Source organism: Bradyrhizobium sp., from assembly GCF_016219575.1.
GTDB lineage: Bacteria > Pseudomonadota > Alphaproteobacteria > Rhizobiales > Xanthobacteraceae > Bradyrhizobium.
On the sequence record NZ_JACRMG010000025.1, the window covers coordinates 1 to 19,644 of the forward strand.

The window sequence follows — 19,644 nt, forward strand, 5'->3', positions numbered from 1 at the left end:
AAAGGCTCCGATGACTTGTGGTTAGGGGTGATAGGCCAATCAAACTGGGAAATAGCTGGTTCTCCGCGAAAGATATTTAGGTATCGCCTCGCATGAATGCTTCGGGGGGTAGAGCACTGGATGGGCTAGGGGGACTTACCGTCTTACCAAACCCAACCAAACTCCGAATACCCGAAAGCAATATGCGGGAGTCACACGGCGGGTGCTAACGTCCGTCGTGGAGAGGGAAACAACCCGGACCTACAGCTAAGGCCCCTAATTCGTGGCTAAGTGGGAAAGGATGTGGAAATCCCAAAACAACCAGGAGGTTGGCTTAGAAGCAGCCATCCTTTAAAGAAAGCGTAACAGCTCACTGGTCTAAATAAGGGTTTCTGCGCCGAAGATGTAACGGGGCTCAAGCCACGAGCCGAAGCTTAGGGTGTGCGCGCAAGCGTACGCGGTAGCGGAGCGTTCTGTAAGCCTGCGAAGGGCGACTCGTGAGAGCGCCTGGAGGTATCAGAAGTGCGAATGCTGGCATGAGTAACGACAAACACTGTGAAAGACAGTGTCGCCGAAAGTCCAAGGGTTCCTGCGTAAAGTTAATCTTCGCAGGGTTAGCCGGTCCCTAAGGCGAGGCCGAAAGGCGTAGTCGATGGGAATGCAGTGAATATTCTGCAGCCAGTGGATGGTGACGAATCTCGTATGTTGTCCGATCTTAATGGATTGATCGGGCCTCGAAGAGGTTCCAGGAAATAGCCTCCACATTAGACCGTACCCGAAACCGACACAGGTGGACTGGTAGAGTATACCAAGGCGCTTGAGAGAATGATGTTGAAGGAACTCGGCAATTTACCTCCGTAACTTCGGGATAAGGAGGCCCATTGCATGCGCAAGCATGCCGTGGGGGCACAGACCAGGGGGTGGCAACTGTTTAACAAAAACACAGGGCTCTGCGAAATCGCAAGATGACGTATAGGGTCTGACGCCTGCCCGGTGCCGGAAGGTTAATTGAATTCCCCGTGAAGATGCGGGGTTCCTGCGGTCAGACGGAAAGACCCCGTGCACCTTTACTGTAGCTTTGCGCTGGTATTCGTGACTGTTTGTGTAGAATAGGTGGTAGACTTTGAAGCTTCGGCGCCAGCCGAGGTGGAGTCGCAATGTGAAATACCACCCTAATGGTTATGGATATCTAACCGCGTCCCCTTATCGGGGATCGGGACAGCGCATGGTGGGCAGTTTGACTGGGGCGGTCGCCTCCCAAAGAGTAACGGAGGCGTGCGAAGGTAGGCTCAGAACGGTCGGAAATCGTTCGTCGAGTATAATGGCATAAGCCTGCCTGACTGCGAGACTAACAAGTCGAGCAGAGACGAAAGTCGGTCATAGTGATCCGGTGGTCCCGCGTGGATGGGCCATCGCTCAACGGATAAAAGGTACGCCGGGGATAACAGGCTGATGACGCCCAAGAGTCCATATCGACGGCGTCGTTTGGCACCTCGATGTCGGCTCATCACATCCTGGGGCTGGAGGAGCAGTTGTCGCGCCAGCGGCAGTGCTGCATAGCTATGTACGGACGGGATAACCGCTGAAAGCATCTAAGCGGGAAACCCACCTCAAAACGAGCATTCCCTTGAGAACCGTGGAAGACGACCACGTTGATAGGCCGGGTGTGTAAGTGCGGCAACGCATGTAGCTTACCGGTACTAATCGTTCGATTGGCTTGATTGCTCTCATTTTCAGTGTCCATAGCGCTTCATGCGCGAAGACCTCGAACGCTTCGATGCGTTCTGCTTGCTTCGTTTCCTTGTCCTTCGCCGGCCTGGTGGTTCTAGCGAAGAGCCTCAACCCGATCCCATCCCGAACTCGGCCGTTAAACTCTTCAGCGCCAATGGTACTATGGCTCAAGCCCTGGGAGAGTAGGTCGCTGCCAGGCCTGCCAAGTACAAGGAAATTCCTCTTTACGTGTCACGAATACGAAAACGCCGCCTCCCCCCGGGAGGCGGCGTTTTTGTTTTTGCGGTGATCGCTTCGTGGTGACCGCATTGTGATGCTGCAGCAATCATCCGGCGGCCCTGTCCGCCGAGCGGGTTCATTGCCCGTTCATTTCGAATTCCGTACCTCTTGCATCACGAACGAAAGCTGCATCCCATTTCCGAGGAGACCTTCATGCGTGACTTAGTTCGTCCCGTCGCTGCTGCACTCGGCCTGGCTGCTGCGATCGCCGTCGGCTCGAGCGGCGCGGTCTTCGCGCAAGCCAAGCAGCAGCAGATGGCGCCGCCGCAGAAGCAGGCTCCCGCCCAGGCCGCACCGCAGCCGGCTGCGGAGGCGCCGCTGAAGCAGATCGCGCTGACCGACAAGCAGATCGAGAACGTGCTTGCCGCGCAGAAGGACATGGACGCGATCACCGACAAGATCCCGGAAAATGCGCCGCCAGATCCCAAGATCGATGCCAAGCTCGACGACGTCGCCAAGAAGTACGGCTTTGCCGACTATCCCGACTACTCGGGCGTGGTCGACAACATCAGCCTCGTGCTCGGCGGCATCGATCCCGCATCCAGGAAATATGTCGGGGCGGAGGCCGTGATCAAGGCGCAGATCGCCCAGGTGACGGCCGACAAGAAGATGGCGGCCAAGGACAAGAAGGAAGCGCTCGCCGACCTCAACGAGGCGCTGAAGCAGAAGCAGCCGGCGGTCGAGAACAAGGGCAATATCGACCTCGTCCTGAAATATTACGACAAGCTCAACGACGCGCTCGGCGACGAGCAGTAATATTCGGCTACGGCAATCGATCGGCGGATCCAAAGAGAAGCCCCGGAGAATCCCTCCGGGGCTTCTTCGTGTTTGCGAGCTGCCTGCGGCGTCAGGTCTTGGTCCGCATGCGCATCATGAAGCTGTCGTAGCCGAGTTCGGCGACCTGCATCCAGGCCAGCGATTCGGCGCGGAAGGCGGTCAGGCTCTCGTACATCTTCTTGAAATGCGGGTTGGTCTTGGAGAGATCGGCATAGATCTCGTTGGCCGCCTTGTAGCAGGCCTCCAGCACGTCCTGCGGGAACGGACGCAGGATCGCGCCGGCCACCAGCAGGCGCTTCAGCGCGGCCGGATTGACATAATCGTACTTGCCGGTGACCCAGGTGAAGGTGTCGTACGACGCCGCCTCGATCGCCGCCTGGTAGTGCTTCGGCAGCGCGTTCCACTTGTCGAGATTGAACACGTTGTGGCCCTGGCCGGTGCCTTCCCACCAGCCCGGATAGTAGTAGTACTTGGCGACCTTCACGAAGCCGAGCTTCTCGTCGTCATAGGGGCCGACCCACTCGGCGGCGTCGATGGTGCCTTTTTCCAGCGCCGGATAGATGTCGCCGCCGGCGATCTGCTGCGGCACACCGCCGACCTTGGCGATGATGGTGCCGGCAAAGCCGCCGACGCGGAATTTCAGGCCCTTGAAGTCGTCGATATTCTTCATCTCCTTGCGGAACCAGCCGCCCATCTGCGCACCAGTCGAGCCAGTCGGCAGGCCATAGGCGTTGTGCTCCTTCAGGAGATCGTTGAGCATGTCCATGCCGCCGCCGAACCGCAGCCAGGAAATGTGCTGGCGGGTGTTGAGGCCGAACGGCAGCGAGGTGCCGAAGGTGAAGGCGGGGTTCTTGCCCCAGTAGTAATACAGCGCCGTATTGCCGGCCTCGACGGTTCCGTTGGATACGGCGTCGAGCACCTGCAGGCCGGGGACGATTTCGCCGGCGGCGAACGGCTGGATCTGGAACTTGTTGTCGGTGATGTCGGCGACACGCTTGCAGAAATATTCGCAGCCGCCGTACAGCGTATCGAGCGCCTTCGGCCAGCTCGCGGCGTACCGCCATTTGATCTCCGGGTTCGTCTGTGCGATCGCGGGTGCCGCCACGGCGCTCGCGGCGACACCGGCGCCGGTTACTTTCAAGAAATCACGACGTTTCATGCGCTTCCCTCTCCGTTATTTGCCGATAACCTCGACAAGGCGGCGATCTTGATGCCACCGTTTCGCTTCGCCGATGGTCTGGCGTTTTTGCTTGCATCTGAAACCTGGCTTCCCGAACCCCTATGTTGAGGCTTTTCGAAAAACCGAACGTGATGAAATTCCAGACTGCGCGCAGGATGGCCAAACACTTCACGGGAATCAAGAGCATAGGAAGGGCAGCGTGCCCAAGGCTGGGACAAGGCTGGAACAAGCCTGGGACAAGCTGGGACAACGCAGGTGCGAAGGGGCGCATCACGGCAAGTTTCTTGCACGAAAGTCGCAAGTGGTTGCCGATCATTCCGTGGGCCAGCCCTGCGGCGGGACAGACTGACGCGCCAGACATCATCTGCTAGGGAAGTCCGGCAGATGTGCCGGGAGGGAAGATGGCTGGCAAGAAGGTCGTGGTCGCGGGCGCGACGGGACTGGTGGGCAACGCGGCGCTGCGGCATTTCGAGCTCGTCGGCGGCGTCGAGGTCGTTGCCCTGTCCCGCCGCAAGCCGCGCCAACTCCATGGCGCCCGCCACGTGCCCATCGACCTCATGGATGCCGCGCAATACGCGCAGGCCGCGCGGGAATTGATCGGTGCAACCCATCTTGTCTATGCCGCGCTCTACGAGGCGCCGAATCTGATCGATGGCTGGCGCGATCAGGCGCAGATCGACACCAACGACCGCATGCTGCGTAACCTGATGGCGGCGCTCGAGCCGGCCGCACCCGCACTGAAGCACGTCACGCTGCTGCAGGGCACCAAGGCCTATGGCTCCCATGTCCGCCCGCTCAATGTGCCGGCGCGCGAGGGCCGTTCGGAAATGTACGAGCAGCCGAACTTCTACTGGGCGCAGGAGAACTTCCTGCGCGCGTTGCAGAAGGGCAAGTCGTGGCACTTCAGCATTTTGCGTCCGGTGCTGATCGTCGGACTTGCCATGGGCGGGGCGATGGACCTGATTCCGCCGCTCGGCGTCTATGCCGCCATGCTGCGCGAAGAGGGACGCGAGCTCGATTATCCCGGCGGCGCGCCGCGCGTCGGGCAGGCGGTCGACGTCGATCTCCTGGCACGCGCCATCGCCTGGGCCGGCGAATCGGCAGCCGCGCGCAACGAAGCCTTCAACGTCACCAATGGCGACGTCTTCACCTGGGAGAACATCTGGCCGGCGGTGGCGGACGCGCTACATATGAAGCCCGGCAAGGCCGTGCCGCAGTCGCTGGTGCAGGAATCGAAAAAGTGGATTGCCCCGTGGGATGAGCTGCGGCGCAAGCATGGCCTGGTCTCGCCCGGCTTGCACGAGTTCGTCGGCTTGTCCCTCCAGTACGCCGATTATCAGATGCGCTACGGCCAGACCGAGCCAGGCCCGCCGTCGATCGTCTCCACGGTCAAGATCAACCAGGCCGGCTTCACGGAAATGATGGATACGGAAGTGATGTTCCGGAAATGGTTCGCCGAGGCGCGAGCGAGCAAGTTGCTGCCGTAGTTGTCGCTGCGACGTCAGTGCGCTCCCTCGCCCCGCTCTCTTGTCCGCCGAAGCCTTGGCGAAGGCGGATCGCGGGGAGAGGGTTGGGGTGAGGGGTGGCGCGGCATCGGGATTCGTGAGAGTCCCCCTCACCCGGATTGCATCTTCGATGCAATCCGACCTCTCCCCGCTTGCGGGGAGAGGTGAAGGAAGCAAACTAGCTCGCGTACGCCGCCTCCATCGCCTTGCGCGTCTTCACCGTGTCGTTGCCGGCATCGAACTCGACATCGCTCCAGCGCACGACAGCGCCATGGGCGACGTCGTTCTTCAGCTTGACGCGATGGGCCAGCCCAATCGGCAGCGCGCCTGCTTTCAGGCTGGCCTGCGCCGGCATCAGTTTGCCCCACACGGTATAGCCGCCTTCGCCGTCGAGCATCTCGCCGGCGCGTAAGTTCTTCTTGGCGACGGCAGCGACATCGCCGCGAAAGCCGTGCGGCTGGCCGGTCGGCTCCTTGCGCAGTGCCGCCGACAGGATGGAGATGTTCAGCTCGAGCCCGATCAGGTGGTAGGGCTTGTACATCGCCGCATAGCGGCCGCTGGCGTCGGTCTTCAGGCCGTATTGCCGGAAGCAATCGGCGGCATAGTCGTTCGGCGCCTCCAGCACGACATAGACGCCCCAGCGCAGGTCGCGGAACACCGGCCGCCCGTCGCGCTCCAGCGACGACACCACTTCCACCACGCTGGATTTTTCCAGCACGCCGCCCTTGTCGCGCGGCCGCATGATGTGCGGCAGATCGTCGACGCCGCAGGGCGGGAACTCGAGGCCGTCCGTGGGCACGTCGAGGCCGCAGGCATTGGCGATTGCCGCCATCTCGATCGCCGACTTGGTGCCGTCGAGGAAGGAGTTGAACATCTGCGGATTCATGCCGGCCGATTGCGCCTCGCCCGCGGTGAGCCCGTAATGCTGCCAGACGCCGTCGGGCGTCACGTCGTGATAGGCCGGCAGGTATTTCGTGCCCTTGCCGGCGGCAACGACGCGGAAGCCGGTGGCGCGCGCCCAGTCCACCATTTCGGCGGTCAGCGCCGGCTGGTCGCCATAGGCGAGCGAATAGACCACGCCCGCCTTGCGTGCCTCTTCGGCGAGCAGCGGCCCCGCCAGCACGTCGGCCTCGACATTGACCATGACGATGTGCTTGCCCGCGGCAATCGCCGCGCGCGCATGCCGGATGCCGACCGCGGGATTGCCGGTCGCCTCCACCGCCACCTCGATATCGCCCGACATCGCCCTGGCGCCATCGGTGACGAAATTCGTCGCGGCAATCCGCGATTCATCCCAGCCGACGGTACGGCAGGCATCCTTTGCCCGCTGCGGGTCGAGGTCGACGATCACGGGCACTTCGAGGCCCGGCGTGTGCGGCACCTGCGACAGGAACATCGAGCCGAATTTTCCGGCGCCGATCAGCGCGACACGAACCGGGTTGCCCGCGGCGAGGCGGGCGGAGAGAAGGCGGGAGAGATTCATTTGAAAGGATATCCGGCGTGGAAGCAGACGTATGTTCTATCCGTCATGGCCGGGCTTGTCCCGCCTTCGCTGAAGCTTCGGCGGGCGAGTCTTGCCAGCCCGGCGAAGCCTTGGCGTAGCCGGGTCCCGGCCATCCACGTTCTTGGTTGAGCAAAGAAAGACGTGGATGCCCGGGTCGAGCCCGGGCATGACGACATTGGTGTGTGCCGGCTACTCCGCCGCCTGCCTTGGCGCCCGCGCCAGCCGTACCAGGGCATCGTCGTCGACCGTCTCGATCGGCGTGAAATCGCGGTGGGCGATGTAGTCCGGCCGGGTGGGGTTACGGATATAGTTCGAGACCGCGTTCAGGGTGAGGTACACGATCTTGCGCGGGTAGGGCGTGATGTTGCCGCTCGAGCCGTGCACCAGGTTGCCGTGGAACATCAGCATGCCGCCGGCCTTGCCGGTCGGAGCTACGATGCCGCCTTCCTTGACCAGCCGCGTCACCGTCTCCTCGTCCAGCGTCCACAGCGGATAGGAGGTGGTCGCAAGATCGTGTGAGGCCTTGAGATCGCCGGCGTGCTGGCTCTTCGGCACCAGCATCAGGGGCCCGTTGATCGGCATCACCTCGTCGAGGAAGATCGCAATGTTCATGGCGCGCGGCTGCGGCATGCCGTCGTCGCGCTTCCAGGTGCCGTAATCCTGGTGCCACTGCCAGACATCGCCGGTGAAGGCCGCCTTCGCATTGATCTTGAACTGGTGCATGTACACCTTCTCGCCGAACAGCTGCTCGATCGGCTCGATCATGCGCGGGTGCTTGCCGAGGATACCGAAGGCCTCGTTGTAGAGATGCGCGGCAAAGGCGGTGCGCGGCGCGCCGCTCTTCTCGCGCCACACCTCGGGCCTGTTGGCGTCATAGATGCTGACGGCCTCGCGGGCGAGGAAGTCGACCTCCTCCTGCGAAAACAGCTCCGGCAGGAACAGCCAGCCCTCGCGGTGAAAGAATTCGATCTGCTGCGGCGTCAGTTTCATGTTTTCCTCTCCCTTGTGTTTTTTGCTTCGTCATGGCCGGGACAAGCCCGGGCATGACGCCCCTCAGGCAGCTTGTTCGGCTCCCCTCAATCTTTCCTCCGTCATCCGTCCCGCGCCGAGCGCATGCGCCAGTGCGGCGGCTTCGGCAGCGGGCGCGTTGCCCGACAGCACATGTCCGGCAATGGCCTCGTGCTCGCTCCAGGCGTTTTCGCGATAGTCGAACTCGGCGAGCACCGTCGCCATCGAACGGCGCATGTGCGGCCAGTGCGGCGCGATCATCTCCTCGATCGCGGGATTGCCCGACAGCGCATAGATCGCGCGATGGAAGTCGACGTCGCGGGCGATCAGCTCGGTGAGCGGTGTCCTGGCTGAAATGGAGCGGCCGGCCTCGAGCGCCGCTTCCAGCCGCGCGCGGCCGCTTGCATCGGTCCTGGCGCGCGAAGCGGCAAGGCGCGCGGCCAGCGCGTCGATGGCGCCGCGCACCTCATAGAGCTGGCGGATGCGTTCGGGATCGAGCCGGATCACCTCGAAGCCGCGCCGGCCGCTCTCGGCGACGAGGCCCTGCCGATGCAGCAGATGCAGCGCATGCGACACCGGCTGGCGCGAGACGCCGAGCCGGTCGGCCAGCTCGTTCTGGCGGATGCGCTGCCCCGGCGGCAGCGAGCGGTCGATGATCGCCTCGAGAATCCGAGCATAGACCTGGTCGATCAGGTTGGGGAGGGGCTGGAGTGGGATCATGACCGAGCTTCATTTGGAATACGGAATTCCGTGTTCGAAAACTATCGCTGCCGGCGGTCGTGGTCAAGGCTGAAGATCATGCAACAAGATTGTTGCATGATGATGCGCTGCGACCTAAGCAGAGCACATGGACCTCGACCTGCTCTTCCACGCGCTGTCGGACACTACCAGGCGCCGCCTGCTCGATGAACTTGCCGAGCGCGACGGACAGACGCTGTTCGAACTCCACGTTCGGCTTCTCACCTGGCAGCAGTCGAGCATCACCCGGCAGGGACTTGCGCGGCATCTGTCGGTGCTCGAGGAGGCGGGCCTGCTGCGCACCGAATGGCGCTGGCGCAGCAAGCACCACTTTCTTGTTCGCGCGCCCCTGCGCAACGCGTGGAAAGTATGGCTCGGACCGATCGCGAACGAAGAAAAACCAACGGGAGACAAGGCTCATGAAGATCGTGCTGACGAGTGTTCTGGTCGATGACCAGGAAAAGGCGTTGCGCTTCTATCGCGACGTCCTCGGCTTTCAGCTGAAACACGACATTCCGCTGGGCGCACATCGCTGGCTGACCGTGGTCTCGCCCGATCAGCCCGATGGCGTGGAGCTGGTTCTGGAGCCCGATGAACATCCGGCAGCAAAGCCGTTCAAGTCGGCGCTCGTTGCGGATGGAATTCCCTGCACGTCCTTTGGGGTTGAGGATGTCCGAAAGGAGCACGACCGGCTGACGAAGCTGGGTGTTCGATTTACCCAGCCGCCGGTCAACATGGGCCCTGTGACGACAGCGGTGTTCGAGGACACCTGCGGCAACCTGCTTCAGATTGCGCAGCGTCACTGAGTACATCGGGGCGGAGCGTGAAGCCGTCAGCCCGCCAGAAAATCCAGCACGATCTCGCAATATTTCTGCGGCTGCTGCTCGAACATCGGATGCGTCGCGCCCTCGATCATTTCGGTGCGCGAGCCCTTCACATGGGCGGCCAGCGCATGCAGCACCAGCGGCAGCCCGCCTTTGGTCTTGGCGCCGCCGATGAACAGTGTCGGCGTCCTGATCGCCTCGGCATCGGCCCTGGAGAAAGGCGGACGCTGGTCGCGGGTCTGGCCGATCAGCGTCGTCGCGTTGTCGCGCAGCAGCTGCTTGGGTGCAGCCGGCAGGCGCTTCCAGGCGCCGGGGCCTTCCAGCGCGTCCATGAAGATCTGCAGGCCGCCGTCGATGTCGCCTCGGGCGATGACCTCGGCGGAGGCCGCGATCCGCGCCGCGAGCGGCGAGGGGCCGGGCTTGAAATTCGGGTCCAGTGTGCCGTCGAGTTCGCCGCCGGGTTCGGCCAGGATCAGCTTGCGCAGCAGGTCCGGCCGTCGCTGCGCGACGCGGAAGCAGATATGCCCGCCGCGCGAATGCCCCATCAGGTCGACGGGGCGCGGATCGATCTGCGCGATGAAGGCGATCATGTCCTCGACATGCTGCGCGATCGAGTAGGTGTCGCCGGCGCCGTCCCAATGCTCGGGAAAGACAGACCCTGGCCTATTGCGCTCTCTTTAGACGCTCGCGGCGAACAGGTCCCATCGGCCAGGTAGTCCCTTTAGAACATGCGAACCACGATCAGAAAATTTCAACCCCGCTCCTGCGACAAGATCGGTCACTACTCTTGAGACGAGAACTTCATTAGGTTGGCAGACGCTCATGACCCGAGCCGCTGCATGTACGGCAATGCCCCCGATGTCGCGATCTCTCAACTCGATTTCTCCTGTATGCAATCCCGCCCGCAAGGGTAAACCGAGTTTATTGGCAGCAGCTTCAAATGCTAGTGCGCAACGAACCGCGCGACCAGGCCCATCAAACGTAGCCAAGATCCCATCGCCAGTTGACTTAACAAGCTTTCCCCTGTGGCTTTCGATCGTTTGCCTCGCGATGTGGTCGTGAGAGTCCAATAAACCTTTCCATGTTTTGTCGCCAAGTTCGGCGGCACTTTCGGTTGAACCAACAATATCGGTGAACAACACTGTTGCAAGTACGCGATCAGATTCGTCCAGTGCTTCTTCTCGGTGGCCTGTGACAAATTCTGCTATGTCGCCGACCGTGCGGGTCACATTGCCCGTGAAGAAACCGTGATCTCCGTCCGGATACTCAATATATTTCGAATTAGGTATCAGGTCCGCTAGCTCCCGCCCGGCATCGACAGGAACCAATAAGTCGGTTCGTCGATGCAGCACTAAAGTTGGAACCCGTACACTCGGCAGTATGGCTTTGACGTCGATAGCCAGATTTAAGCTCATCATCGTCTTATGTGCGCTAGGCGTGGCAGACAATCTCTCTAACTTAGCAAGTCGCTCCAACATTTCGGGGTCACCTGCCAGACTTGGGAAAGCTCTACTAAGCAGCGCACCCGTTCCCCAATGCTTTATGCGTTGATCAATTCGCTCTTCTGGATTAGGAAACACTTCAGCGAAGCTAGCGCAGCATCCAAACATGATCAAATGAGACACGCGTTCAGGATACGATGCAGCAAAGATGACGCTCAGGGCGCCACCTTCAGAGAAGCTCATGAGAGCAGCGCGCTTTGAGCCCACCGCGTCCATCACAGCGCGAATATCATCCATGCGGTCTTCCAATGAAGGCGCCCCGTGCACTCGGTCGGATAGACCTTGGCCGCGTTTGTCGAAAGTGATAACGCGTGAAAATGTCGAGAGCTTCCGAAGGAAGTCCGTATAGCCCTTTATTTCATGGAGAAACTCAACGTGAGAAACCGACCCGCCAATCATGATGAGATCTAACGGTCCGCTGCCGACGACTTGATAGGCGATGCTAATCTCTCCGCTCGTCGCGTAGCGCGTTTCGGGCATGGCAATATCCCTATCGACTAGCCTTGCTACCTCTCGCTCAGTCAAGCGGGGTCAGCTCATCAATGATAGGAAATTGGCTATTGAAGGTCAAAGTCTTACCTAGCACCGGGCGTTGGGGCCCGCACACACACACACCTCCGCCGCCCAAAAAGCCCATAAGCGCTTCTATGGTGCCACGGAGGTCCCTGCCGACGGCTCTTCTCAATCCGCCTGAAGCTGGGGCGCATAGAAGTAGTCACTGGCTTGTTCGATTTCAGTGTCCGTCAATGAAGTGCGAAGAGGATACTGGACGAGCGGAGCCTCGGCACCAGCAATGACGCGGTCGAACTCCATCATCACGGGTTTGGAGAGGAGCTTCGCGCGTTTCTCGTCTTTGGTGCGGAGTGAATGCTTGAGCCATGGCTGTCGCGACTTGGAGGCTCCTAGAACCGTCGCAACCGCCTTCTTCGCGAAGCTTAGGCACCTTGTGGCGTACACACTATGCGCCGTGCTCGTTCTTGATCAGACCGTCCCAACGCGTACCATTGATCCTACCGCTTGATACCAGTGCGGCAGGACGAAGCTACTGATTTGTCAAATTATTTCCGAGAAACAAGGGCTTCGCAAGAAGATGGCGCATCCGGATCGCGGGGCGAGCCCGGCCCACGTCGATGTAGGCCATGTCGTATCCGTGACGCGCAGGGTTTGAATTTCGGGCTCGGGGGAACTGAACGGCGGAAGCAACAGGCTGTGCAAGATTCCCGGAATCCGGGTGGATAGCAACAATCTCCAAGCCTAGATTTGGACCAACGATTAGCCTGGGCTGAGAAGCTTGGAAGGAGCCAGCCATGACCGGCCAGCAATTCGCCATTTTCGACACCCCGATCGGCGCCTGCGGTGTGATCTGGGGCGCGCGCGGCATATCGGGCGTGCAGCTGCCGATGGGCAACGAGGACAAGACCCGCAGCCGCATCCATCAACGCAACGGCGATATCCCGGAAGCCGAGCCGCCGGCCGAGGTGCAGCGCGCGATCGGCGCGATGACGGAGCTGCTCGCGGGCAAGCCGAACGACCTCGCCGAGATCGTGCTCGATCTCGACGGCGTTGCGGATTTCAACCGCGGCGTCTACGACATCGCCCGCAAGATTCCGCCGGGGCAGACCCTGACCTATGGCGACATCGCCAAGAAACTCGGCGGCGTGGAGCTGTCGCGCGATGTCGGCCAGGCGCTCGGCCGCAACCCTTGCCCCATCGTGGTGCCCTGCCATCGCGTGCTCGCAGCCGGCAACAAGCCCGGTGGCTTTTCGGCCAATGGCGGCGTGGTGACCAAGCTGAAGATACTGGCGATCGAGGGCGCCGTCGTGAACCACACGCCGAGTCTGTTTGATTAGACTCGGTGCACCCTCTCCCCTTGTGGGAGAGGGTCGCTTCGCGGAACGCGAAGCGGGGTGAGGGGTCTTTCTTCACGGATACAGACCCCTCATCCGTCGCGCATCTATCGATGCGCGCCACCTTCTCCCGCAAGGGGAGAAGGGAAGGCGTGCCCACAGCTACACCGCCTCGCAGGAAAATCCGCTGCCCTTGCGCCGGATCTTTCCGACTGACGGCGAGGGGAAATGCGCCGTGCAGCACAGCGTGTCGGTGTCGCAATAGCGCTCCAGGAAAGCGCGGCGCGTCTTTCCGGCCTGCACCTGATCGACGTCGAACTTCACCGACATTTCCGGATAGCGTGCCTGGATCGGCGAATGCATGAGGTCGCCGGAGAACACCGCCTCGTCCCTGGCCCGGCCCAGCCGGAAGGCGACGTGGCCGGGCGTGTGGCCGGGGGTCGGCAGGATGCGGACATGATCGCCGATCGCGTGATCATCGCCGACGGTCTCGAAACGCTTTGCCTCGACGATCGGCAGCACGCTGTCGGCGATTGGCGGCACCGGCGTCTTGGCGTGCACGTCCATCCAGTAATCGAACTCGGTCTTGCCGAACACGTAGCGCGCGTTGGGAAAGGTCGGTACCCAGCGGCCGTTCTCCAGCCGCGTGTTCCAGCCGACATGATCGACATGCAGATGCGTGCACATCACGTAGTCGATGTCGCCGACGGAAAGACCGGCGGCGGCGAGCGAGCGCATATAGGTGTCGTCGGTCTTCATGTTCCATTTCGGCCGCTGCGGCCGCGGCTTGTCATTGCCGATGCAGCTGTCGAGCAGAATGGTGTGGTGCGGCGTCTTCACCACATAGGACTGGAAGCAAAGCTGCAGCACATCATTGGCATCGAGCGCCCTGGCGGCCTGCATCCAGGCGCGATTCTCGGCCAGTAGCTCCGGCGTCAGCGTCGGCAGCATTTCCTGCGCGGGCAGGAAGCTCGTTTCCTGTTCGATGATGCGGTGGATGGTGAGGTCGCCGGCTTTGAAGGTGAGGCTCATGCGAAATTCCCTTAGGCCGGTGGCGGCACCGAGATCTTCACCGACGGCCGCTCCAGCATTTTCTGGTTGAACTTGTCGAGTTTCGGATAGGCCTTGCGCCAGCCGCAATTGGCGAAGCGGAAATCGGCATAGCCGAGCACGCAGGCCAGCCCGATCTGCGCGATGTCGAACGGGCCGTTCAGCACGTCGTCGCGGTTCTCGAACCGCGCCATGCCCAGCCAGGCCCGGTTCCAGTGATCGTCGCTCCATGCCTGCCAGCGCATCGGCTCCGGACGCGTCAATCCCTCGTAGCGGCACAGCAGCATGGAATCGAGCATGCCGTCGAGCAGCGAGTGATCCGTCTTCGCCTGCCAGCGCTTGCGGCCGTAACCTGGGATCAGCGCGCCGCCGCCGATCTCGTCGAGATATTCGACGATGACGTAGGAATCGAGGATCACGTCGCCGTCATTGGTGATCAGCACCGGCAGCTTCTTCAACGGCGTGATCTTCGAGTATTCCTCGTTGGCCTGCCCCGGTGCAACGGTGGCGGGGATGAACTCGATCTTGTCGATCAGCCCAAGCTCGATCGCGGCGATGCGCACCTTGCGGGCAAACGGCGAAGCGGGGGAGAAGGAGAGTTTCATAGATGTTTCCCTGCGACGATTTGTTTTTCTTTCGTCATGGCCGGGCTTGACCCGGCCATCCACGACTTTCCTGCCGCGGAGCCATCAAGACGTGGATGCCCGGGACAAGCCCGGGCATGACGACGTCATTTTGGCCAGCAGCGCGCCTACGCCGCAACGATCTCCTGCCGCTGCTCGCCGAGGCCCTCGATGCGGAGCGTCACGACGTCGCCGACATTGAGGAACTGCGGCGGCTTCATGCCGCTGCCGACGCCGGGTGGAGTGCCCGTGGTGACGATGTCGCCGGGCAGCAGGGTGAGGAACTGCGAGACGTAGGAAATGCACTTCGCCATCGAGAAGATCATGGTCGAGGTGTTGCCGGTCTGGCGGCGCTGGCCGTTGACGTCGAGCGACATCGACAGCTTCTGCACGTCGGCGATCTCGTCCTTGGTCGCGACCCACGGGCCGAGCGGGCCGAACGTGTCGTGCGACTTGCCCTTGGTCCACTGGCCGAGCCGCTCGATCTGGAAATTGCGCTCGGAGACGTCGTTGCAGATGCAGTAGCCGGCGATGTGATTCAGTGCATCGGCTTCCGAGACGTATTTGGCGCGGGTGCCGATGATGGCGGCGATCTCGACCTCCCAGTCGAGCTTGGTGGAACCGCGCGGCTTCTCGACGGGGTCGTTCGGACCCGAGAGCGCGGTGTTGGCCTTGATGAAGAAGATCGGCTCCGACGGGATCGGGTTGTTGGTCTCCTTGGCGTGGTCGCTGTAGTTCAGGCCGATGGCGACGAATTTGGAGATGCCGGTCACGGGAGCGCCGAAACGGGGATTGCCGGATACCGCCGGCAGCGAAGCCGGGTCGATCGCCGCCAGCTTCTTCAGCGACTCCGGGGAATAGGCCGCGCCGTCCAGGTCCTTCACATGAGCCGAGAGGTCGCGGAGCTGGCCGGACTTGTCGATCAGGCCGGGCTTTTCCGCACCCTTGGCCCCGTAACGAACGAGCTTCATTTTTCAGCACTCCCTTGTGGGTTTTCTTTACTTGCAGGCTTATTGGAACAGCACGGGCGGGATTGCAACCCATCCGCCAGCAGTGCCGCAATGCAACAGCCCGTAGATCAGAACACTTCCGTCATGGCCGGGCTTGTCCCGGCCATCCACGTCTGTGACCGCGGCGTCGCAAGACGTGGATGCCCGGCACAAGGCCGGGCATGACGAAGGAGAGGTTCGTCGTTGCGGACTACAGCGCGATGAACTTGAAGGCGTCGCCCTCGCGCTTGATGTGGCCGGCGTTGAAATGACCGCCGATCACCAGCACCGGTCTGTCGGCGAAGCGCGAAAACAGCTCGTGCCGGGTGACCGCCGACTGCCTGGGATCGCTGTCGGCGGTCGACGACCAGCCGAGATGCGTCATCTGGCAGGGATGGTGGGCGACGTCCCCCGTCAGCAGGCCTTCCTCGCCGTCGGAGGCGATGTGGATGCTCATATGGCCGGGGCTGTGGCCGGGCGTCGGGATCAGCGTGATCTCGTCCGTCAGCTTGGCATCGCTGGCGACGAGGTCGGCCTTGCCGGCATCCGCGATCGGCTTCACGGAATCGGCGAACACGGCGACATGGGCGGGCTCCTCGCTGTGGTCGCGCCAGTGCTCGAACTCGGTCTTGCCGAACACGTAGCGCGCTTTCGCAAAGGTAGGCACCCACTCTCCGCCGACGAGGCTGGTGTTCCAGCCGACATGGTCGACATGCAGATGCGTGCACAGCACGGTGTCGATGCTGTCGGGCGGAAAGCCCGCCGCGGTCAGTTTCTCCAGGAAGGGATCCTTGCGGTTGTTCCAGGTCGGCACGTTGCGGCCCTGCTTGTCGTTGCCGAGCCCGGTGTCGACGATGATGCGGCGGTTCGGCGTTTCCACCAGCAGCGAGTGGATCGACATTTTCAGCCGGCCCTCCTCGTTGGCGTAATGCGGGATCAGCCAAGGCAGCTTCTGGATTTCCTCGTTGGTCGCCAGCGGCAGGATGAAGCGCGTGCTGCCGACGGTCTCGAGCTCGACGACCTTCGTGATCTTGACCTTGCCGATCTTCCACTGCATCCCGCGTTTCCTCTCTTCTTGTTGTTGTCTACTTCGCCCCGCGTGCGGGGAGAGGTCGGAATTCAAGCGCAACTTGAATTCCGGGTGAGGGGGAGCTTCCGCGAACTGGCTTCTCACCACCTTCGCGGATAGAGCCCCTCACCCCAACCCTCTCCCCGTAAGAACGGGGAGAGGGAGCAGAAATACTACCGCGCGCAATCGACGATGACGGTGCCGAGCTTGTCGCCCTTCTCGACCGCCAGATGCGCCTGCGCGGTATCCGACAGCGCGTATTGCCCGGCGACATTGTGGATGCGCGTGCCCGCGCTGAGCCACCTGGTGATGTCGGCCTGTGCGGCCGCCAGCAGCGGCGGCGGCAGCGCGAACAGCACCAGTGCACGCAGCGCAATGCACTTTTCCATCAATTCGCGCATCGGCACCACCGGCGTGCGGTTGCCGTTGGTGGCGTAGACCGCGATGGTGGAGTTCATGCCCATCAGCTTCAGCGTGGTGTCGATATTGCCGCCGAAATCGACGTCGACGACGCGGTCGACGCCGCGTCCGCCGGTGAAAGCCATCGCCTTCGCCACCACGTCTTCGGTCCGGTAGTTGACGACGAGATCGGCGCCGGCAAGCCGCGCCTGCTCGGCCTTGGCCGCCGAGCTCACCGTCGCGATAGCCTGGGCGCCGCCCCATTTGGCGAGCTGCACGGCATAGTGGCCGACCGCGCCGGCGCCGCCGGTCACCAGCACCGTCTTGCCCGCAATCGGCCCGTCGCAGAACAGGCAGGTCCATGCGGTCATGCAGGGGATGCCGAGGGTGGCGCCTTGCGCGAAGCTGAGATTGTCCGGCAGCGGCGTCACCAGGTGCTCGGCCAGTGCGATGTATTCGCACGCCGTACCGAAGGCGCGGCCGTTGCGCTGGCCGTTGAACAGCCAGACGCGCTGGCCAACCTTCAGCCGTGTCACGCCCGCACCGACCTGGTCGATGATCCCCGCGCCGTCGCTGTTGGGGATCACGCGCGGATATTCCATCGCGCGATAGCCGCCACCGCGGCGGCCGACATCGGCGGGATTGACGCCGGAGGCTTCCAGCCTGATCCGCACCTCGCCGGGACCCGCGACCGGCGTCGGCATCTCACCATAGGTGAGAACTTCCGCCGCCGGGCCTGTTCGTTCGTACCAGACAGCTCTCATCTGGTGCGCACTAAAGCGTTCCCGGGAAGGCGCCGCCGTCGAGCAGGATGTTTTGCCCGGTGATGAAGCCGGCCTTGTCGGCGCAGAGGAACGCGCAGGCCAGGCCAAATTCCTCGGGGTCGCCGAAACGGCCGGCGGGATTTGCCTTGGCCCGCTCGGCCAGCAACTGGTCGGGCGTAATGCCGCGCTTCTCGGCTTCGACCTTTGCGGTGCCGCGCAGGCGGTCGGTAACGAACGGACCGGGCAACAGGGCGTTGATGGTGACGTTGTTGATGACGGTCTTGCGCGAAAGTCCCGCGATGAAGCCGGTGAGGCCGGCGCGCGCGCCGTTGGAAAGGCCGAGAATGTCGATCGGCGACTTCACGGCGGCGGACGTGATGTTGACGATGCGGCCGAACTTGCGCGCCATCATGCCGTCCACCGTCGCCTTGATCAGCTCGATCGGGGTCAGCATGTTGGCGTCGATCGCCTTGATCCAGTCGTCGCGGGTCCAGTTGCGGAAATCGCCGGGCGGCGGGCCGCCGGCATTGTTGATGAGAATGTCCGGCTCCGGGCAGGCCTTCAGCACGGCCTCGCGGCCGGCAGGCGTTGTGATGTCGCCGACGATCTCGGTGACGGTGATGCCGGGGTTCTTCTTGCGGATTTCGTCGGCGGTTGCCTTCAGCGCCTCCGCGCCGCGCGCCGTCAGCGTGACATGCACGCCTTCATTGGCGAGCGCCATCGCGCAGGCGCGGCCGAGACCCTTGCTGGAGGCGCAAATGATGGCGCGGCGGCCTTTGATCCCAAGATCCACTGTTTCGCTCCCTGTTATGTCGGATGATTATTGAGAGGTATGATGTGAAGCACCTTAGCCAGTCCTGAACGTCCTGATAAGGCCTCCGGCTTTGCGCCGGCCGAATTCGTAGGTATCAAGGAGCGCATATCGCCTTTCGGGAATTTGTGCATGTCCGATCCGTTCGACGTCAGCAAGGAAGTCATCCTCATCACCGGCGCCAGCCAGGGGCTGGGGCGGCAGTTCGCCCGCGTGCTTTCGGCGCATGGCGCAGCCGTGCTGCTGGCGGCGCGGCAGACCGGCAAGCTGAAGAGCCTGGCGGACGAGATCACGGCCAAGGGCGGCCGCGCCGCTGCCGTGCAGATGGACGTCGCCGACACGGGCTCGCTTGCCAAGGCGCTGGATGCTGCCGAGGCCGCATTCGGCCCGGTGACGGTGCTGATCAACAATGCCGGCATCGCCATCGAAAAGCTCGCGACCGAGCAGACCGAGGCAGACTGGGACGCCGTGATCGGCGCCAACCTCAAGGGCGCCTATTTCCTTGCAACCGAGCTGGCGCGGCGCATGATCGCACGCAAGCAGGGCGGCAACATCGTCAACATCGCCTCCGTGCTCGGCACCGGAGTCTTGAAGGCGGTCTCGCCCTACGCGATTTCCAAGGCCGGCATGATCCAGGGCACCAGGGCGATGGCGCTGGAGCTCGCCGGCAACGGCATCCGCGTCAACGCGCTGGCGCCCGGCTATATCGACACCGAGATGAACCACGATTTCTGGGCGACGCCCGCCGGCGAGAAGCTGACCAGGCGCATTCCGCAACGCCGCGTCGGCGCCGAATCCGATCTCGACGGCGCAATTCTGCTGCTGGCCTCCAGCGCGTCACGCTACATGACCGGCAGCGTCGTGACGGTGGATGGCGGGTTCTTGCTGGGGTGATTTGAGGATGCTCAGTTACACCCTCTCCCCCTGTGGGCCTGTTGCGTAATTGGACTTATTGGCCGTGAGAGGGAAGAGGGACGTCTTTCGGATTGGGGCTGAAGGCTAGGTGGCTGTGTTCGGGGTGAAGCTTATGCTGCGATTGTCGCCCATCGGCGCATGTTGAACGCG

The 19,644-nt window shown here is 62.4% G+C and carries 17 protein-coding genes, 2 rRNA genes and 1 pseudogene; 8 read left to right on the top strand and 12 right to left on the bottom strand.

Annotation, left to right across the window (positions count from 1 at the left end):
* From HZB49_RS20230 to HZB49_RS20240, 3 genes are all read left to right on the top strand, one after another.
* Positions 1 to 1,704 (top strand): 23S ribosomal RNA (locus tag HZB49_RS20230); the annotation flags it as partial.
* Between the two features lie 90 nt (positions 1,705 to 1,794).
* A 5S ribosomal RNA gene (rrf, locus tag HZB49_RS20235) occupies positions 1,795 to 1,909 on the top strand.
* Between the two features lie 233 nt (positions 1,910 to 2,142).
* A complete protein-coding gene (locus HZB49_RS20240; protein WP_291614609.1) occupies positions 2,143 to 2,745 on the top strand; it encodes a hypothetical protein in 603 nt (200 codons plus the stop codon).
* Between the two features lie 91 nt (positions 2,746 to 2,836).
* On the opposite strand, the gene HZB49_RS20245 is transcribed toward HZB49_RS20240, so the two are convergent.
* Positions 2,837 to 3,925, bottom strand: a complete 1,089-nt coding sequence (locus tag HZB49_RS20245) for a twin-arginine translocation signal domain-containing protein (protein ID WP_291614611.1) — start codon at positions 3,923 to 3,925, stop codon at positions 2,837 to 2,839.
* Between the two features lie 422 nt (positions 3,926 to 4,347).
* Between HZB49_RS20245 and HZB49_RS20250 the strand changes: the two genes are divergently transcribed.
* Positions 4,348 to 5,433: an NAD-dependent epimerase/dehydratase family protein gene (locus tag HZB49_RS20250; RefSeq protein WP_291614613.1), complete on the top strand. Its 1,086-nt coding sequence runs from the start codon at positions 4,348 to 4,350 to the stop codon at positions 5,431 to 5,433.
* A gap of 196 nt (positions 5,434 to 5,629) precedes the next feature.
* Here HZB49_RS20250 and HZB49_RS20255 read toward each other — a convergent pair whose 3' ends face one another.
* The 3 genes from HZB49_RS20255 to HZB49_RS20265 form a co-directional block, all read right to left on the bottom strand.
* Complete coding sequence (locus tag HZB49_RS20255) at positions 5,630 to 6,934, bottom strand: Gfo/Idh/MocA family oxidoreductase (protein WP_291614615.1); 1,305 nt, start codon at positions 6,932 to 6,934, stop codon at positions 5,630 to 5,632.
* 210 nt (positions 6,935 to 7,144) lie between these two features.
* A complete protein-coding gene (locus tag HZB49_RS20260; protein ID WP_291614617.1) occupies positions 7,145 to 7,945 on the bottom strand; it encodes a phytanoyl-CoA dioxygenase family protein in 801 nt (266 codons plus the stop codon).
* 63 nt (positions 7,946 to 8,008) lie between these two features.
* Positions 8,009 to 8,683: a GntR family transcriptional regulator gene (locus HZB49_RS20265; protein WP_291614619.1), complete on the bottom strand. Its 675-nt coding sequence runs from the start codon at positions 8,681 to 8,683 to the stop codon at positions 8,009 to 8,011.
* Between the two features lie 127 nt (positions 8,684 to 8,810).
* On the opposite strand from HZB49_RS20265, the gene HZB49_RS20270 reads away from it, so the two are divergent.
* Both HZB49_RS20270 and HZB49_RS20275 read left to right on the top strand, forming a co-directional pair.
* Entirely contained in the window at positions 8,811 to 9,155 is a 345-nt protein-coding gene (locus HZB49_RS20270) for a helix-turn-helix domain-containing protein (protein WP_291614621.1), read from the top strand.
* Complete coding sequence (locus HZB49_RS20275) at positions 9,121 to 9,507, top strand: VOC family protein (RefSeq protein WP_291614623.1); 387 nt, start codon at positions 9,121 to 9,123, stop codon at positions 9,505 to 9,507. Before HZB49_RS20270 ends, HZB49_RS20275 begins: the two co-directional genes overlap by 35 nt.
* 26 nt (positions 9,508 to 9,533) lie before the next feature.
* Here the strand turns inward: HZB49_RS20275 and HZB49_RS20280 are convergent.
* Both HZB49_RS20280 and HZB49_RS20285 read right to left on the bottom strand, forming a co-directional pair.
* Positions 9,534 to 10,163: pseudogene (locus HZB49_RS20280) on the bottom strand (alpha/beta hydrolase); the annotation flags it as partial.
* 39 nt (positions 10,164 to 10,202) lie between these two features.
* Positions 10,203 to 11,507, bottom strand: coding sequence for an adenylate/guanylate cyclase domain-containing protein (locus tag HZB49_RS20285; protein WP_291614625.1), 1,305 nt, complete (start codon positions 11,505 to 11,507; stop codon positions 10,203 to 10,205).
* Positions 11,508 to 12,334: 827 nt separating this feature from the next.
* Here HZB49_RS20285 and HZB49_RS20290 point away from each other — a divergent pair.
* Complete coding sequence (locus tag HZB49_RS20290) at positions 12,335 to 12,877, top strand: methylated-DNA--[protein]-cysteine S-methyltransferase (protein ID WP_291614627.1); 543 nt, start codon at positions 12,335 to 12,337, stop codon at positions 12,875 to 12,877.
* 159 nt (positions 12,878 to 13,036) lie between these two features.
* Here HZB49_RS20290 and HZB49_RS20295 read toward each other — a convergent pair whose 3' ends face one another.
* The 6 genes from HZB49_RS20295 to HZB49_RS20320 all read right to left on the bottom strand — a co-directional run bounded on the left by HZB49_RS20295 (position 13,037) and on the right by HZB49_RS20320 (position 18,561).
* Complete coding sequence (locus tag HZB49_RS20295; RefSeq protein WP_291614629.1) at positions 13,037 to 13,906, bottom strand: MBL fold metallo-hydrolase; 870 nt, start codon at positions 13,904 to 13,906, stop codon at positions 13,037 to 13,039.
* An 11-nt stretch (positions 13,907 to 13,917) separates the two neighbouring features.
* A complete protein-coding gene (locus tag HZB49_RS20300; protein ID WP_291614631.1) occupies positions 13,918 to 14,529 on the bottom strand; it encodes a glutathione S-transferase family protein in 612 nt (203 codons plus the stop codon).
* 146 nt (positions 14,530 to 14,675) lie between these two features.
* Entirely contained in the window at positions 14,676 to 15,518 is an 843-nt protein-coding gene (locus tag HZB49_RS20305) for a fumarylacetoacetate hydrolase family protein (protein ID WP_291614633.1), read from the bottom strand.
* A 229-nt stretch (positions 15,519 to 15,747) separates the two neighbouring features.
* Complete coding sequence (locus HZB49_RS20310; RefSeq protein ID WP_291614635.1) at positions 15,748 to 16,593, bottom strand: MBL fold metallo-hydrolase; 846 nt, start codon at positions 16,591 to 16,593, stop codon at positions 15,748 to 15,750.
* A gap of 185 nt (positions 16,594 to 16,778) precedes the next feature.
* Positions 16,779 to 17,768, bottom strand: coding sequence for an NADPH:quinone reductase (locus HZB49_RS20315; RefSeq protein ID WP_291614637.1), 990 nt, complete (start codon positions 17,766 to 17,768; stop codon positions 16,779 to 16,781).
* 10 nt (positions 17,769 to 17,778) lie between these two features.
* Positions 17,779 to 18,561, bottom strand: coding sequence for an SDR family oxidoreductase (locus HZB49_RS20320; RefSeq protein ID WP_291614639.1), 783 nt, complete (start codon positions 18,559 to 18,561; stop codon positions 17,779 to 17,781).
* A gap of 150 nt (positions 18,562 to 18,711) precedes the next feature.
* Between HZB49_RS20320 and HZB49_RS20325 the strand changes: the two genes are divergently transcribed.
* Complete coding sequence (locus tag HZB49_RS20325; RefSeq protein ID WP_291614641.1) at positions 18,712 to 19,473, top strand: SDR family oxidoreductase; 762 nt, start codon at positions 18,712 to 18,714, stop codon at positions 19,471 to 19,473.
* Positions 19,474 to 19,644: the final 171 nt, after the last annotated feature.